The organism is Gardnerella sp. 2492 (assembly GCF_050320365.1).
Taxonomy (GTDB): domain Bacteria; phylum Actinomycetota; class Actinomycetes; order Actinomycetales; family Bifidobacteriaceae; genus Bifidobacterium.
Genome location: NZ_CP186952.1, coordinates 1,064,259 through 1,082,124, shown reverse-complemented (window position 1 = coordinate 1,082,124; position 17,866 = coordinate 1,064,259). Strand labels below are relative to the sequence as shown.

The following is a 17,866-nucleotide window of genomic DNA, read 5'->3' as shown; positions in this document are numbered from 1 at the left end:
ACACACAACAGCCAAATCTACTCACAGTAGACTAATTGGTTTTAATCATAGGGATATTAGTGTGGTAGAGATTTGAGATTTTTCGCACAGAGCGAAATGAACCTCAGCATCTTTGATGGTGATTCATTGAGCGAAGAAGAAAAATCGAAAAATCTCTGTGATAAACCCGGTTGTTAACGAATTAGCACGCAGAAGTTTGGGGGGATTTCTCTACGAGCACTAAAAGAGGACTGAGCGAACGTAAGTACAACATAAGCAAAGTTCTTTTACGTTAATAATGTTTTGCATGACTATGTAGCGAAGGCCGGGAGGTGCGAGGAGAGAAATCCCACCAAACTCGCGCCACGTCAAAAATAACTAATAACACGGTTTAAGTGAATATTGTGCGATGTGAGGAGTGCATAGTGCATATGAAAATCCCTCGCGGATTATCGAAGGATAACCTGCGAGGGAATTTGCTTAGTTATGAGCGAAACTACTCGTTAGAGTGCTTGCGACGGCGAGAAGCTACGCCTGCAACACCAAGACCAGCGAAGGCCGCAGCAATACTTGCAAACATTGAAGTCTCAGCACCAGTCTTAGCGAGCTTCAAACCAGAAGCACCGGAAGCACCACGCAAACTATTAAGCAACGCAACCCTAGCAGCCTTAAGATTCCTCAACGCCGCATCAACCTGAGCCTGAGTAGCATTCTCATCTGCAAGCACGCGACGAGCTTCAGCCAAAGCCTTTCTATAAGCTCTAGCCTCCGCAGTGTTAGCGTTGGTCTCTACAGCATTATTAACTTCAACTTGCAAAGCAGACTTATCAACCGAAGCACTCTGAGAATCATTAGCCTCAACTGCAAAACCATTCCCAGCATTAGGGTCATAGCCGCTACCGATTCCAACACCACTGCCAGTACCAAACGGGTGATTAAGCTTATACTTAGCAGCCTGAAGCTTCCTCAAAGCCTCATCAACCTGAGCCTGAGTAGCATTAGGATCTGCAAGCACGCTACGAGCCTCAGCCAAAGCATTCTCATACGCTTCAATATCAGCCTTGTTACCAATAATGAAGTACACAGACTTACGGAACTTAGCATCATCATCCGCCTCAGACTGTAGCCCAGACTTATCCGTGCCATTCTCAGACCTAAGCTTGGCCTTAGCCTCTTGAAGCTTCTTCAAAGCCGCGTCAACCTCAGACTGCGTTGCATTAGGATCATCGAGCACAGAATTAGCCTCGTCAAGCGCGTTCTTGTACTCGTCAAGAGCCTGCTTAGACGCATCATCACCCTTAGCTTGAGCATTCTGATACTCAGGAGACTTAGTGAAGTCATCACCAGCCTCTTGACGCAAATCATACTTGATTGTGCTGTACTCGTCTTCAATCTTCTTCTTAGCAGCTTGCAATGCATCTAGAGCATCGTAAAGCTCTTTTTGGGTTGGAGCCGCAGTCATGCCTTGAGGGAAATACTTCTTGTCTTTTACGCTTCCATCGTTGCGATTGAAGGCGCCGAGAAGCTTCTTAGCAGCTTCAAGCTTGTCGTTGTAATCCTTAAGAGCTTGCTTAGACGCATCATCACCCTTAGCAGTCGCGTTTTTGAACGCAGGAGTGTTCTCGAACACGTCATCACGCTTGTCTTTATCTCCATCCTTAGACTTGTCAACTTCTTGCTGAAGCTCAGTAGGACTCGTCTTGTAGTCAGCAGTAATCTTGTCCTTGATTTCCTTCAGCTTCTTAAGAGCCTCGTCAACTTTTTGCTGGGTTGGAACATCCTTAACACCAGAATTTGGCTTACCATCCTTATCGAACTTGCCAAGCAAAGTTCTAGCATTCTTCAACGCTTCATTATAAGCAGTGATGTCAGCATTATCCTTGCCGTCATCAGTCTTCTTAGAATCAGCGTTCTTGAACTCAGTAGTAGCCTCAAAGTCATCTTTACCAACGGTAGTTACACCGTCAGCAGTAGACTTCGCAGACTCATCCTTCAAAGCCTTAGCATTGGTCGTAAAGGAATCTTTGATAGCTTTCTTTGCATCTTGCAAAGCCTTAAGAGCCTCATCAACCTTCGCTTGAGTTGGACGATCTTCTGGCTTCGCGTTCGGATCTGGATTATTCACCTTGTTAATAAGATTCTGCGCAACCTTAAACTTATCGTTATAATCTTGAAGCTTCTTGGTGGCAGAGTCATTACCAGTTGCAGCATCGCCAGTTTCGGACTGCTTCTTATACAGAGCATTCTTGTATGGAATCGACTCCTCAAATGGAGGTATTACAGGCTTGTTGTCTTTATCCTTGTCGCCAACCTCCTTTTCAAGAGGCTTTGTGTCGGTCTTGTACTCATCTTCCACTGCCTTGCGAGCTTTGCTGAGCTTATCAAGCGCAGAATCAACCTGATCCTGAGTTGGAATATCAGTTGCGTTAGCCTTCGGCTTGCCATCTTTACCAAACTTGTTGAGCATAGTCGTAACTTCAGCTAGAGCATCCTTGTATGCCTTAAGCTTAGCATTGTCACTGCCGCCTTCACCCTTCTTAGCTTCGGCGTTCTTGTACTCTGGGCTCTTAGTAAATGCTCCACCGTCCTCTCCGAGCGTTGCTTCGTCTTGGAGAGCCGTTGCATCGGTCTTGTAGCCATCGGTAATAGCTTGCTTTGCCTTCTTCAACGTTTCGAGAGCATCATCAATCTGCTTCTGAGTTGGACGCTCACTGAGATTAGTAGCGTCTTTCTTAGAAAGTAAATCACGCGCAGCCTTCAAAGCCTTCTTATAGGCATCGACTTCGTCATTGTCTACCTTATTGCCGCTATCGTCATCCTTCTTCTTGGCGTCGGCATTCTTGAACTCTGGCGTAGCTTCAAAGTCTGCATCGGCTACTGTAGCACCGTCTGCAGTAGACTTCTTCGCTTCCTCGTCAAGCTTAGAAGTATCGGTCTTGTAGGCATCAAGAGCTTTACGCTTCTTATTTAGCTCTGTCAAAGCATCGTCAATCTGCTTCTGAGTTGGCTTAGCGTCGAGAGGCGTATTAGCATCATCGTGCTTTGAGATCAACTCCTGAGCCTCGGCCAACGCCTTGTCGTAAGCGGCCTTAGCCTGCTTGGCTTCATCATTCTTCTTGGTGTCAGGCTTACCCTGATCATTCAAGAAGTGAGGATCGGAGGCGTTGCGGTATGCGTCGGAATCCTTTGTACCTTCAACAGCAGGATCTGAACCCTCTGCGTCTTTACCGTTCTTATCAACGCTTTCTTTAAGCTTGGCGACGTCGGTGTTGTACTTGTCAAGCTCTTTGCGAGCATTGTCGAGGGCGGTCTTGGTGTCGTTGATTTCCTTTTGCGTTGCATCAGGCTTCTTGAGCAAGCCCTTAGCTGCATCAAGAGCATCGTCGTAAGCAGTCTTTGCAGCAGATGCTTCACTGTTCTTATTAGTATCAGCAGTCGTACCATCTTCGCCCTTATAGTCAGGATCTTTCGTATTCTTATACGCAGGCGTCTGCTTGGTATTGTCGTCCTCGTTAATCGACTTAATCAGCTCGTCGGTCTTAGTCTTAAACTCATCCAGGCCTTTAACAGCATCATTAAGCTTTGCGAGGAGCTTTGTTACGTCCCTATTCAAAGGCTGACCCTTAGCATGGGACTGGATGTTCTTAAGATAGTCAGGGCTACTAGTGTCTCCATCCTTTACAGGAATATTATCTGTTGAGATTGCAGCACTACCAGGCTTGCCGTCGACCGTATCTTGAGGCATCTTATCATCGAAGGCATCTTGCAAAGCCTTAAGAGCATCATCGTAGGCTTGCTTGGCCTTCTTAGCATCCTCACTTGCATCAGTAGCGGACGCGTTTTTATATGCCGGGCTATTAGTAATAGCCAAGCTGTGAAGCAGCGCCGCCGAAATCTTGCTAGTGTCAGTTGCGTACTTATCGATGACTTTACGCGCGTCAAGAAGTTGTTTCTTAACCGCATCCGCCTGATCCTGCGTTACCGTGCTATTTGGCTTCTTAATATCCGTAAGCAAGTCTTTTGCAGCGTGATAAGCATCATTGTAGGCTTTGAAGTCATTAGCAGCTTGTTTAGCCTTCTCAGCATCGGCAGGATCTTTGCTTTGTGACAAATCAAATGCGTTGAAGTACGCAGGCATCAAGTAGCCGCTTACATTATCTGCAATAGCTTCAGCTAAATCAGTTGACTTTGTTTGATACTTATCAGCATGAAGTGCTGCTTCAGCGTCTTCAAGCGCTTTCTTAGCGTCCTCAACATCTTTCTTGGTGGCGTTTTTGTCTGCGAGAACATCCTTGGCTTTCTTTAGAGCGTCGTCGTAATTCTTAACAGCTTGCTGGGCATCAGGATCATTAGTCTTACCCTTGGCGTTCTTATAGAACACACTTTGCTTGTCAGGTTTGGTTGGATCAGGATTATCGAAGCTCTTTTGAACGGCAGCATCAAGAGGAGACTTGTCGGTTGCGTTCTTGTCGAGCGCAGCCTTGGCTTCCTTAAGCTTCTTGATGGCGTCGTTCACTTCCTTCTGGGAAGCGTTAGGATCTTTGGAGACCTCATCAGCTTTCTTAACAGCGTCGTCGTAGGCTTTGCGCTGTTCAGGAGTAGAATTCTGGTAGGTTGGGTCGGCAGTCTTAAGCTTCTCGTTAGGATCGGTCTTAGTCGAATCGCCCGTGTTCACCTTGCCATGCTGAGCGATGGCATTATTCAACTCATCCTTGTTGGTGGTGAAGTCGTTAAGCTTCTTGCGAGCTTCGTCCAGCTTCGCCTTGGCGTCGTCAACCTGAGTCTGCGTGGCGTTGGTGTTGTCCTTTACCTTCTTGGCTTCTTCGAGAGCCTTGTCGTAAGCTTCCTTGGCTTTCTTAGCTGCCTCATTCCTTTCGGTGTCATCAGAACCGTCGGCCTTCTTAAAGTCAGGGTCGCTCACATTCTTAAACTGGTTCGTTGCTTGCGTGCCAGACGCAGCAGTTTGACCTTCTTGAGCCTTACCATTAGCATTAATCGACTTATTCAGCTCTTCTTTCTTAGTATCATCACCATCAAGAGCCTCACGAGCCTTATTCAAAGCAATCGTTGCGTTATCAACCTCAGCCTTAAGCTCTTCAGATAACTTATCGTCTGTGGTAGTTCCAACTTTTTCAAGCGTTTCTTTGGCAGCAGCAAGTGCCTTGTCGTACGCATCTTTCTTATCGGCAGACGCGTTGTAGTACTTAGACTCAGTTGGAGTCTTCTTGTCATCAGCAAGCTTGTGCTCGCCAATCGACTTAGAAAGATCATCCTTCTTATTCTTCGTTTGCGGCACAAAGATAACGTTAATTGCCTTAGGCGTGTTGTTGATGTTCTTCCCATCCGGGAACGCGTACAAGTGCTGGTAGTACTCCATGCCATATGGTGCAACAAACAGACGCGCCCTATAAATCTTGCCACCCTTAGAAGCAAGTTTTACAGGCTGAGCTTCGTCATCCCACTTATATGTGTCAGTCTTTGCGAGCACATCACCCATATCCACATCGGTGCCTGTGATCTTAATGTCGCCTTTCCAATAGCCGCTGCTAATAACGCCAAGCGTAAGCGCGCCAGTTGGTTCGTCACCTTGCAACGCATAGTGCATGTGCGACTTGCGCGGCTTACCATCTGAGCCTTCATAGTCAAGCTTCTCGCTGCCCTTAAGCTCGCGCAAACCAGAGTTTTTGCCATTTGGCGTAGCTGTAAGCAGCTTGGTAACGTCGTCAGAATTGAATGCAGTAGCCTTGGTTGGGTCGTAGCGATAAATGATAGTCTTCTTATCTTCGCTCCATGAGAGGCCTTCGTCGGAGTCGCGACCCTTAATCTTGGACTTATCTTTCTCCCACGAAACGGTGTAATCCTTGCGAATATTTGGAAGCTTTGTAAGCTTACTCTCTTTTACATTAGAGGTAAACTTTGCAAATGCCTTATCGGTCTTGATTTTAACGGTAATAGTGTTTTCCGCCATACCGTTCGAGATACCTATATTTTCATGACCAATGACAGTATCACCTTTGACATATTCAAGCGAAATCTGACTCTTGTAATCTTTTTCACTCAGACCAAGCTTTTCATTGTCTTTATTAGCTTTGTAAATAGCTGTCTTGATTCGGTCAAGTTCGGCGCTTGAATATCCAAGCGGATTAGCCACAAAGACTGCTTTATCGCCAGTCGGAACAACAACATCACCTACAGCAACTCTTGTAAGCACTAAGTCACTCAAAGGAATCTTTGGATCATCTTGCGGACTTAAGCCATCGAAGTCGATTGTTGCAGTGCCTTTGCCGTCAAACGTAACTTTGTCGGTAGATACGCCATTAAGTTTTGCAAGATTCTTTCTGATTTGAATCTTTTGATCATCTGTAAGCCTGCTAAAATCAACTGTCTCCACAACCGGCTTCTCAATGCGAGTGCTATAGCGCACTACAGTAAGAGGTATTTCTGGAGACTTCATTCCCAAATCTGTTACCAGATACGTTTTAAGCTTTCGCTCGCCAAATGAGTAATCTCCACTATCATTCTTCTTATTGATTGCTTCGAACATAGTTCCGTCATAAGAACCCATGTCTTTCGGAATTTTTGCGTCTACCGTATCTGGAGTGTTATTAACAGTGCTTTCATCAACTCGTAAACCAACACCAGCTGACTTACTTTGAGCAACAAGCTGATCAGCTACACTACTACCAGCCTTATGTTCAGTAGGAAGATTTACTGCTTTGTGAAGTACTTCTCGTACTTTATCTGCCGACAATCTCTCGTTATACTTTAAGACGATTGATCCTGCTGTTTTTGGCGGAACAAGCGTTGCAACACGGAAGTTATTAGATGTTTGGTCATGCTGCAAATTATCCTTATCATAATACAAGAAGATTGAGCGATTTGCACAATAGCCTTGACCCGAAGATATGCCGCCATCACTGAATGGCTGCTTCATAATCAAGTCCACGCTACCGTCAGACTCATTCGTCTTTAACTCGTAAATTCCAGAATAGCTTTGGCGCCTGTCCTTTACATGCTCAGAATCAAATTCGATGATTTTCTCGTAAGCACTAGGATCATCAGTATTAATACTATCTTTTGAATCTGGAAGAATTACTACGCGTACAACCGGCTTATTATCCTTCTTTGGCAAATGGTACACGATTTCTTGCTTTTCAAGCTTCTCGTCAAACGTGTTGCTAGGAGTTGCCCAACCATAAATATTTGGCAGGTTTTTGGAAAAATCTAGCACATTAGACTTTTTCTCAGTGCCAGCGCGATTTTCTCCCTGAGGTACTGCGCTTGCAGTAGTTTCCGCAGGGGCGCTACTGGCTGCATAAGTGCTAGTTTCTACAGGACTTTCTACAGGAGTGCTATTAGTTACAGGAGTGTTAGTTTCCGAAGTAGGGTCATTAGCTACAGGAGCGCTATCTGTAGAAGCCTTCTCGCCAGTCTCATTATCTACATGCTTAGTGCCATCAGAGTTCTTATCATCAGTCTTTACTACAGTCCGCTCAGACTGCTGATTCTTCTGCTCATTCTTCTGCTCATTCTTCCGTTCATTCTTCTGCTCAGTTTCAGACTCATTCTTCTGATCAGAATCTTTATTAGTGGAAATCTGCTCCTTCTTTTCTCCCTTATCATCAGGCTTATTACCCGACTTCTTATCAATAGTTACAGGAGCTTGAGTTGAATTCGTCTTATTCGCAGCATCAGTCACACCATCATCCGCAGCCATCGCCGGAGTTGCTCCAAAAGCGAACGCCGCACCAGCCAATACTCCAGCGGCACCAACCGTAAACGCCGCCACTTTGCGCGCGTCAACAGCCTTTTCAATCGCATTATTTACTGCAGCATCCAGCGTTACCTTACGCGCGTGCTTTCTGGATTTTGATACCATGATATTCTTCTTTCACTTAGCGATTCAATACAAAGGCAGATTTGCACGCCCGCCTATGGACATGCAAAATGCAAATTTTCAACAACTATTATTTAAAATTTTCATAGCGCACATTTATAAAATCGCAGGCTATCTTTGTTAGGTTATTATAACAATTTAAAAATTTTTTTGAAGATGAATAACATGTGTTTAAATCAAAAAAGCCTATAATGCCCCCCCCCCCAAGCCATATTTTTCAACGGTTTTGGGGATTAATATTTTTTTGTAAATATTTTGAATAGGGGCGTTTTTTCACAACTTTTCATTAACCAATCTAAACATTTGTTATGATACAAATCCTGATTTTAACAATACTAATTTACTGAAAAAGAACACCATTTACTCAACCGAGCGCAGTAAAATCTCTTCAAGCACGCGCTTTACAGAAACAGGCAAAGTACAACGCCACTGCGCCCACTTCATTACAGAATCCTGATCGGTTGCTCTAGAGTTAAGCATATCCACGCTATTCCGCTGCACTAAAGCCTCTTCGTTGCTATCGTATTCAAGAGCCGCAAGCGCACTCAAAGCACTCGCACTACCGCCCGACTCACGAATCGCATCAAAAGCCATTTCCTTACCGCGGTACGGCACTTGCGCTTGAAGCAGGAATCTATAAGCATCTCCAACTTTAGGGTCAGCAGCAATCTGCAAGCCGCCATCAACAATTACGCGAACTTCTGAACGCGATGGCACATCTTTTACAGAAACCGACAAGCTCAAAGTCGATTCTTCACCTTCGTAAGAAACTGCGAACTCATTTGCATTAAGCTCTCTACTTCCAACAAACACTCGAACGTGCGAAAAATCAGGGCAAGCTACTCCCCTAAACACCACATTCCAGTCGCGAGTTTGTGGCACAGATTCTATAGCAGCATCACATCCTGCAACACCAGAAATAACAAATTGCGAAGAAGAATTACCATCTCGCCACACAAAATTCATGCGAGTATTGGCAGTATTCCCAGCAGATGCTGCAGCAAAGTCACCATTATCTTCGCGCATAACGAATTCGCCGTCAGCTCCAGGGAACGCAAGAACGCACAAAGCCCGCGGATTTTCAATACTATTCACCGATTCAGCAGCCTCATCGTTACGAGCGCAATCTTCAACACTTGGCAAAACTTGCGTTGGCACAATAGCTCCGGAGTGCGCAAATACTGGCACGCGGTCAAGCGCACGCCACGCTTCAAAGCGACGGCCATTCCAACCGCGAGACACGTATCTGCGTCCGTCAAAGAAATCGTACCAATCTCCCTCAGGCAGCCACACTCCAGCCGACCCACGCAAAGCAGCAGCATCGTTAGAAGAAACTATAGGAGACACTATCAGCTCACTACCAAACCGATATTCGTCGCGCATTTCGTAAGCAATACCAACTTCTGGAGACTGCCAATACATTGGCTCCACAATCGGACGATTCTCAAAAGCTGCGCGATAATTCATCGTATAAACGTATGGCAAAAGTTCTGCGCGCAAACGCAACATTTTTACCATAGCTTCACGAGTCTCTTGAGGGAAATTCCACGGCTCTTTGCCAGCAAACGGCGAACAGGTGGAATGTAAACGATTAATAGGACTAAACACTCCAAGTTCATACCATCGCGCTTCCAACTCGTTATCTCGCACGCCAAGCATATGGCCACCAATATCGTGGCTCCACCAACCATAACCAATATTCGAAGCAGTAGAGGTGAAGTACGCTTGAAAAGCCAGCGAATCCCAAGTAGTAACAGTATCTCCCGAGAATCCAACCGGGTAGCGATGCGAACCAGGACCAGCATAACGAGAGAACGTAAGAGGCCAGCGACCACCGCGCGCAGAATCCTCATAATGCATATGATTTAGCATCCAAAGAGGATCCAAACCAGGCTCGCGCGTCACGCCTCCCTGCTGCCAATCAACCCACCAGAATCGCACGCCTTCATCTTCCATGCGATGATGCATATTAAAATACGCTTGAACAAATTGCGGATTAGTTAAATCAAATTCCACAGCTTTACCACTTGCAGGATCAATGCCCATATCTCGCGCAACTTGCGGATAATCTCTTTCAAACGCACGCACGCCATCGCGCGGATGCAAATTCAAAGTCGCAGAAAGACCTTCCTGAGAAAGCTTCCGCAAAAAAGCTTTATGATCAGGGAAAAGCTCCTCATTCCACGTGTAGCCAGTCCAGCCGGAACCATATTTCGCATCAACATCCGTAACATGCCAGTCCATATCAATAACAGCCGTGCTAAACGGTATACCTTCACGCTTAAAACGATTATGCAATTGCAAATATTCATCTTGATGATAGCGATAATACCTACTCCACCAATTTCCAAGAGCAAATCTAGGAAGCAGAGGCTGAGAGCCAGTCAGTTTGTAAAAATCTTCAATAGCCTTAATATATTCGTGTCCGTAGCCGAAGAAATACAAATCCTCGTAGTTACCATCTCCAACTAAGCTCTTACGCGGCAGCACCCAAGCGTCGTACGGATTATGTTTTCCACGAATTTCCTTCTCTGGCACTATTACGCAGGAATTCGAATCGTCTAAAATAGCCCAACCATCTCTGGAAATAATTCCATCACCGAGTTTTACTGGGCCGTCAACCTGATCTAAAGTTCTGAAAGTGCCTAAAAGATTACCTGGGCAATCGTCACCATAATGCCAAGTGTTAAACTGCGACCATGGTACTCCACGAACCACAACACTTAAGCCTTCTTTACTAAAAGCTTCACGATTGTACGTAAGAAGTAGCTTGCTGGTTTCGATTTCAAGTAACCCATCTTCACGATTTCGCACAGAAAATTGAGGAAGATTTTTTTCGTCGTAAAAATCGCGGTACAGTACAGTCTGCGTTGGAACGTCAACAAATTTGCCTTCATCGCTCCATTCAAGACGCAGCAGCGAATCGGTAATTACCGTAATCCTCCATTTATCTCCTTGCACTATTTGCTGAGAGCAAGCTTTTGCTCTTTTAGCATTCGCAAACTTAGCAAAAATTTCAGAATTATCGCACTGCATTGTACTTATCCCCTATTCGACATTATTTTTTATTTTATTTTCACGAAATTTTGCAGAATTTAACGAAATTTTGCGGCATTTTGCGAAATTTTACAGAAATTTGCTACATTTTACAGCATAAAAATTACCGCTCAATACTGCTAAATATCACTCAATACCGCTTAAATAAATGCAAAAATTGAGCCCAACAAAAGTATCATTGGATACCACACGTACATAATCCAACGGAACTGCTTAGTTGGCTTTACTCCATCCCCATAAGGACTGCGGTAGTGAAGCACTGCAACACCAATACCCGGGCCGAGCATAGAAACTGCACCGAACATTCCTGCAGTCATCTCCATAGTAATTTCGCGCTTCTTCAAGAATTCAAAAAGAAGTACGAAAATAAGCAACGTTATGCCACCAAAGAAAATTCCGTGCTGTACAAAAACTTTTCCTAGTAAATTCCAAAGAAGGCCAGCAATTACAACTATAGTAATTGCAAAACCTTTACTGAATCCGCTGAAACGTTCTCGAATCGTATCTATACTCGAAAGTACGAATAGTGCTATAACCATTGCAAATACTGGATTTTGCGAGCGCATATCGAAGAAACATTTGGAATTAACTAAATCGTATGGCACTTCGCAAATCACTGCCAAAATAAACAGTCTCAGCATGTAAAGATTCAAGTTATGAGTGTTGTGATATCCACGCACTAGTATCCACGCATACCACGGTACAGCAGTCCAACTTATAAATTCACAGACCAATATAATTGTTAATGCGAGCATATTATCTGTTACTGTTTCGCCGAACATTCGCGCGATTACTGTGTTACTAAATGCGCCTAGCATAAGCATAAAAGCACCGAGCATTTTAAGCTTATTAAGCGTTATACCAGTTTTTATGTTGCGATCAGCACGAATTGGTTTGCCGTTTGCGTCTAGCATTTCCTTATTCGTGTTTTCGCTATCGTGCATTATCGCTTTATCACTATTAATACTCATTACACGTCCTTGTTTATTTGCGCATGCCTAGTTTATATAAAACTTTATCGATAGTTGCGTATCTACTTGACTTGTAAGCTACACTTTACATTCCAAACACTTTACATTCCAAACACTGCAAAACTTTGAGCGCCGAGTGTTAAGCAATCACCATTAACTGATGTTTCTCCAATTTTAAGTAATGGATTGTAAGCAGATTCTTGCGTAAGATTCGCTAAGGTGTTTAATTGCACAGTTTCGCTATTTACGCCCGGGTTCATAACCACAATGCTTCGTTCTGCAGCTGATTCTCCCGCGTCACCTTTTGCGCAACGCTCGTAAGCAAATCCGCGGCCGTCAACCGGAGCATACAAAACTCTCCAAGACGCGTCAGCTTGTAAAGATTTGCGATTATGACGAAGCACAATAAGCGAGCACACCCACGAAAGGAAGGAATCTTCGCAATTAATTTGCGCAGAAACAGTTGGAATTTCGCCACTTTCTACTGCTTGTTTGCGAGAGTTTGCGCAAGTTCTTCCGTCTGCTCGAGCTTCAACAGGCAAGTATAATTTAGATTTTGCAGCAGTTGAGAAGCCAAAATTCTTTGCATCATCCCATTGCATTGGCGTACGCGTGCCCGTACGAGCGTAACCGCCCTCTTTTGTTGGAATATCGCGATATTTCATTCCGATTTCGTCGCCGTAGTATACAAATGGCACGCCTGGCATAGTAAGAATCATGCCGAAAGCCACTCGACGCTCACGATCGTCAAGACGCGGAGCTAAACGCGGCGTATCGTGATTACAAGTGATGAAACTAAAGTAACCTTGGTTGCAAGTTGACTCATATTGTGGGCAATAATCGTCTAAAAATGGGCAAATACTGCCGCCGCCGCGCGCATTAAAGTAGCTGTGATCATGCTCAGGATTGCTGTCTAAAGCGTTATCAACATCACGAGCTAAACGTGCGTAGCCGTTAGGATTTCCATCCCAGCGCCAATTCAAATAGAAGTCCATGTCGAATCCGGCAGCAAGAGCCTGACGTGGCCTACCCCATTCGGAAACAAAAGCAGCCTGCGTATACTCTTCTTTTACAGCACCCAGCATCTCCTGCCATACGCGAATCGTATTGTCTTTGCCAAGACTTCCTTCGCCATTGTTGTCATCGTTTTTTACAAGCGAATCAGCCATATCAACTCGGAATCCATCCGCGCCGAGTGAAAGCCAGAATTTCATAACATCAACCATTGCAGCGCGAGTTTCTGCCGCTTCTTTGGAATCTGGAGCGGATTGCCAAGCTCGATCCCTATGCGCAAAACCGTAATTTAACGCAGGCTGGCACTTAAAGAAGTTCAGAATATACGTGGCATCACGCTCAGTTTCACCACCAATAAACGGCATAGAATAGCCGCTAAACGCACTGTCTGTCCAAATATATCGCTTGCTAAACTCGTTTTCTTCAGCTTTCGAGCTTTTCTTAAACCACTCGTGCTCTTCACTCGTGTGACCTGGCACTAAGTCAAGCAATATGCGGATTCCTCGATTGTGAGCTTCATTAAAAAGTTGCTTTAGATCTTCGTTCGTTCCGTAGCGTGCGGCTACTTTTTTGTAATCGCGCACGTCATATCCCGCATCTTTAAAAGGCGAATCATAGCAAGGATTAAGCCATATTGCGTTGCAACCAAGCGATTTTACATAGTCTAACTTTTCAATAATCCCCTGAATATCGCCTATACCATCGCCATTGGAATCACAAAAACTTTGCGGATAAATTTCGTAAAATACTGCATTTTTAAGCCACTCTGGATGGTTACCTAACGTCATAATTACCCCTCATGCCTGTACGTCTAGTCTATTTAAATTCTACGCTTAACTCAGTTAAGCCTCACGGAGGAATTATAAAATACAAATAAAATACAAAATATACTATATTTTTTAATTAAACTTGCCTAGAAAATGGCTCTATTTCAACAAAATAGTTAGCAACACTCGCGACATGATTTGCGAACAGTTTCACATTCGTGTATACTTCACATTGCTTATAAACGGATTTCTGTATACGTGACGTTGCTGAACGCAACAATAACGCGATGAGGCGCCGCGTAGAAGTCCGATGTTACGCCACCAAGAGACATGCCAAGATGGCATGAAATAGGAGGTCAAGGATGACGAATATTAAGAAGATTCTAGGAGCCGGTGTCGCTGCCGCAACTTTGTTTGGTTTCGCAGCTTGCGGTTCAAACAAGAGTGATACTCCAAAGGTCGCCGATAAGTCTGCTCCAGTTCAGCTCACTGTTTGGGCATCTCAAGAGGATCAGAAGGCTGGCGGCTGGGTTGACACAGTCGAAAAAGAGTTTACTAAGACTCACCCGAACGTTACATTTAAGAATGCTGCTGTAGAGCCACCAAAAGCTGCAGAATCCGTCAAGAAGGATGCTAAGGCTGCAGCTGATGTTTATCTCTTCCCTAATGATCAGATCGGCGACTTGGTAAAGGCAAAGGCTATCGGCACTCTTACCGATGCTGCTACAAACCAGGTTAAGGAACAGAATGAGCAGACTTTGGTAGATTCTGTTACCGCACAGGATGGAAAGTTGTACGGCGTTCCTTACACTGGTAACACTTGGTACATGTACTACAACAAGTCCAAGTTCTCTGCTGACGACGTCAAGTCCCTCGACAAGATGCTTGAAAAGGGCAAGGTTGCATTCGACATTGCTAACGCTTGGTATCTCCCAGGCTTCTACCTCGATGGCAACATGACACTCTTCGGCGAGAAGGGTTCCGATGCTAAAGCTGGAATGAAGCTCAGCGACAAGGCTCCAGAAATTACAAAGTATCTTGCAAAGCTCGTTGCTAACAAGCACTTTGTTCTCGATGAAAACAAAGCAGGTTTGGCTGGCTTGAAGGACGGCTCCGTTGATGCAATATTCTCCGGTTCTTGGGATGCTGCCGACGTTAAGGATGCTTTGAAGGATAACTACGCTGCAGCTGCTCTTCCAAGCTTCAAGACCGAATCCGGCGAACATCAGATGAAGTCCTTCGCTGGCTCTAAGGCTGTTGCTTACAATCCTCATTCTAAGGCTCCAGAGATGGCCGCCGAGTTTGCTGCATTCTTAGGCTCTAAGGAATCCCAGAAGATTGCTTATGAGAAGGAGAATGTCATTCCTTGCGATAAGTCCCTTGCTGATAGCGTGAAGGGCGATCCAGCTGCTGCTGCTCAGATGGAAACCATTGCTAAGACTTCTGTCTTGCAGCCATCGATCCCTGAAATGGGTAACTTCTGGGATCCAACAAAGACCTTCGGAACTTCTCTTGCTAACAAGGAAATTAATGAAGGCAACGCTGCAGCAAAGACCGCAGACTTTGCTAAGGATTTGAACACAGCAAAGTAATAACAAGCTGAGTTTATAAAAAAATCTTATTTAGATGTGCGGTAATTTCATTGCACATAGCGAGTAATACGCCCCAGTCCCCAAGCTGGTGAAAAGGGGCGGGGCGTATTATTTGTATACATTTCTTTTAAAATACTCATTGTTTATTTGAAAGGTATGTCATGACTGGCACGACATCCACAAAGCGAAGGAGACGCCAGAAGACGTCAACTGCAGAATGCTTTGCTCCTTCACCGTATTCTTTGAAAGAAGCTGTAAAACATGCAGACGCGCTTTCATGGATTTCTATTATCATATTTGGCTTTGGTAATTTAGTACGCAAACAATATACTAAAGGCGTTTTGTTCCTAGTATGCGAAGTAGCTATTCTCGGATTCTTGTTCAACACTGGTGCTGACTATCTTCCAGATTTCTTTACTTTAGGAACTAGAGTTACACGCACTGTTACAATCAACGGCTTCCCATACCAAGTTGATGGTGACAACTCTATAGAGATTTTGCTTTATAGTGTCATGTCTTTAGCAGCAATTGTTCTGCTTGTATATTTGGCAACTCTTGCTCTTCGCAGTGCATATAAAGCTCAGGTAGCTATAGCAAATGGGAAAAAGCCTATTAAGTTTGTTGATGATGCTAAATCTTTACTTGATGAAAAAGCTCATATAGGTTTTATGACTCTTCCAACGGCTGGAATTGTTCTATTCACAATTTTGCCATTAATCTTTATGATTTCCATGGCATTCACGAACTATGACAAGAAACATTATCCACTGTTCACTTGGGTTGGTTTTGACAATTTCTTGAGTATAGGTAGCACTGGAAGTTCAATCAGTGCTTCTACGTTCATAGATGTTCTTACATGGACGCTTATTTGGGCATTCTTTGCCACATTCCTGAACTTCTTCTTCGGAATGTTTATTGCAATGGTAATTAACAGAAAGTCCACTCGACTTAAGGGATTATGGCGCACTTGCTTCTCCCTTACAATTGCAGTTCCACAATTTGTGTCCTTGTTAATTATGAACAACATGCTTCAGCGTAATGGTGCTATTAACCGTATCTTCTTGGAAAATGGTTGGATCAGCGAACCGTTACCATTCTTCCAGGATGCGACTTGGGCACGCGTAACAGTGATTCTTATCAACCTTTGGGTTGGTATTCCATTCACCATCATGCAGATTACAGGTATTTTGCAGAACGTTCCTGCGGAACTCTACGAAGCTGCAGAACTCGATGGCGCAGGCTGGTGGCAGCGCTTTATGAATGTCACAATGCCATACATCATCTTCGTTATGACTCCATACTTGATTACCACCTTCACTGGCAATATCAATAACTTCAACGTTATCTACCTCTTGTCTGGCGGTGCACCGAACGTATCCGGTTCTTCTGCAGGTAAAACCGATTTGCTCATCACATGGCTTTACAAGCTTACAGTGGACAGGCAGTACTATGATGCGGGTGCTGTAATTGGTATTTTGACCTTCGTTGTTCTCGCTGTTATTGCATTGATTACGTATCGCAGCTCTGGATCTTATAAGAACGAGGAGGGATTCCGGTGAGTAAGAAAGATGAGACCAAGAACGAGGAAGTTGTAGTACACAGCTCTCGTACCGTTCCTCTTCTTCAGGATCAACATTTCAGGAGAGTGCTTGGAGATATATTCTCGCACCTGTTCTTGATTGTGTTGTCAATTATTTGGCTTATTCCAATCGTATGGGTTGTGCTGGAAAGCTTCAATAAGGATCAGTCTCCATTCCAGAAGACCTTCTTCCCTACTCAATACTCATTCGATAACTACATACGATTGTTTACAGAGCGAGAAGTGCTGGACTTCCCACGAATGTTCTTGAACACCTTGATTGTGTCCATTTTCGTGTGCATTATTTCCCTGTTCTTCGTATTGGCAGTATCTTTCTGCATGTCTCGCCTTCGTTTCAAGGGACGTAAGACATTCATGAATATTGCTTTGATCTTGGGTATGTTCCCTGGAATTATGGCTGTTATAGCTATTTACTTCATTTTGAAGGCATTGGGATTAACCAACGGTTCTGTAATACTCATAGCTCTGATTATTGTATATTCAGCAGGTAGTGGCGCAGGCTTCTACGTAATGAAGGGCTACATGGATACTATTCCAAAGTCTTTGGATGAAGCTGCATACTTGGATGGCTGCACAAAATGGCAAGTATTCTGGAAGATTATTCTTCCAATCTGCAAGCCAATGATTGTGTTCCAAGCTATTACCAGCTTCTTAGGTCCATGGCTTGACTTCGTTATGGTTAAGACGATTGCTAATACTCAAGATAATTACACAGTTGCACTTGGTTTATGGCAAATGCTTCAGAAGGAGTACATATTCCAGTGGTTCGCACGATTCTGCGCAGGTGCTGTGTGTGTCTCTATCCCAATCTCAATCCTGTTTATCGTTATGCAGCGCTTCTACGAAGAGTCCATGTCTGGCTCCGTTAAGGGCTGATCTCACATAAATTTGCGGGATTAATATGAAGGCCGAAACGCTTAAAAGGCGCCTCGGCCTTCACTATACTTAAATTAATTCACAAAATTAAAACGCTATTTTCACAATTTCTA

General features: G+C 44.3%; 7 protein-coding genes. 3 read left to right on the top strand and 4 right to left on the bottom strand.

What is annotated here, in order from left to right; all coding sequences use genetic code 11:
* Positions 1-475: 475 nt before the first annotated feature.
* The 4 genes from ACPFYS_RS04230 to ACPFYS_RS04215 all read right to left on the bottom strand — a co-directional run bounded on the left by ACPFYS_RS04230 (position 476) and on the right by ACPFYS_RS04215 (position 13,706).
* Positions 476-7,858, bottom strand: coding sequence for an LPXTG cell wall anchor domain-containing protein (locus ACPFYS_RS04230; protein ID WP_427876142.1), 7,383 nt, complete (start codon positions 7,856-7,858; stop codon positions 476-478).
* A gap of 378 nt (positions 7,859-8,236) precedes the next feature.
* On the bottom strand, positions 8,237-10,912 hold the full coding sequence (locus ACPFYS_RS04225) for a TIM-barrel domain-containing protein (RefSeq protein WP_427876140.1): 2,676 nt from the start codon (positions 10,910-10,912) through the stop codon (positions 8,237-8,239).
* A 161-nt stretch (positions 10,913-11,073) separates the two neighbouring features.
* Positions 11,074-11,904: a TraX family protein gene (locus ACPFYS_RS04220; protein WP_427876138.1), complete on the bottom strand. Its 831-nt coding sequence runs from the start codon at positions 11,902-11,904 to the stop codon at positions 11,074-11,076.
* A gap of 101 nt (positions 11,905-12,005) precedes the next feature.
* On the bottom strand, positions 12,006-13,706 hold the full coding sequence (locus ACPFYS_RS04215; RefSeq protein WP_427876136.1) for an alpha-amylase family glycosyl hydrolase: 1,701 nt from the start codon (positions 13,704-13,706) through the stop codon (positions 12,006-12,008).
* Between the two features lie 341 nt (positions 13,707-14,047).
* On the opposite strand from ACPFYS_RS04215, the gene ACPFYS_RS04210 reads away from it, so the two are divergent.
* The 3 genes from ACPFYS_RS04210 (at position 14,048) to ACPFYS_RS04200 (ending at position 17,753) form a co-directional block, all read left to right on the top strand.
* A complete protein-coding gene (locus tag ACPFYS_RS04210; RefSeq protein ID WP_427876134.1) occupies positions 14,048-15,277 on the top strand; it encodes an extracellular solute-binding protein in 1,230 nt (409 codons plus the stop codon).
* Positions 15,278-15,438: 161 nt separating this feature from the next.
* Positions 15,439-16,836 carry a carbohydrate ABC transporter permease gene (locus ACPFYS_RS04205; protein ID WP_427876132.1) on the top strand — a complete coding sequence of 466 codons (1,398 nt, stop codon included), beginning with the start codon at positions 15,439-15,441 and terminating at the stop codon, positions 16,834-16,836.
* A complete protein-coding gene (locus ACPFYS_RS04200) occupies positions 16,833-17,753 on the top strand; it encodes a sugar ABC transporter permease (protein WP_427876130.1) in 921 nt (306 codons plus the stop codon). The genes ACPFYS_RS04205 and ACPFYS_RS04200 overlap by 4 nt, the downstream gene beginning before the upstream one ends.
* The last annotated feature ends 113 nt before the right edge of the window (positions 17,754-17,866 follow it).

Coding starts and splice junctions, on each gene's coding strand:
- ACPFYS_RS04215 (WP_427876136.1), bottom strand. CDS start 13,706: ATGACGTTAGGTAACCATCCAGAGTGGCTTAAAAATGCAGTATTTTAC.
- ACPFYS_RS04205 (WP_427876132.1), top strand. CDS start 15,439: ATGACTGGCACGACATCCACAAAGCGAAGGAGACGCCAGAAGACGTCA.
- ACPFYS_RS04230 (WP_427876142.1), bottom strand. CDS start 7,858: ATGGTATCAAAATCCAGAAAGCACGCGCGTAAGGTAACGCTGGATGCT.
- ACPFYS_RS04225 (WP_427876140.1), bottom strand. CDS start 10,912: ATGCAGTGCGATAATTCTGAAATTTTTGCTAAGTTTGCGAATGCTAAA.
- ACPFYS_RS04210 (WP_427876134.1), top strand. CDS start 14,048: ATGACGAATATTAAGAAGATTCTAGGAGCCGGTGTCGCTGCCGCAACT.
- ACPFYS_RS04220 (WP_427876138.1), bottom strand. CDS start 11,904: ATGAGTATTAATAGTGATAAAGCGATAATGCACGATAGCGAAAACACG.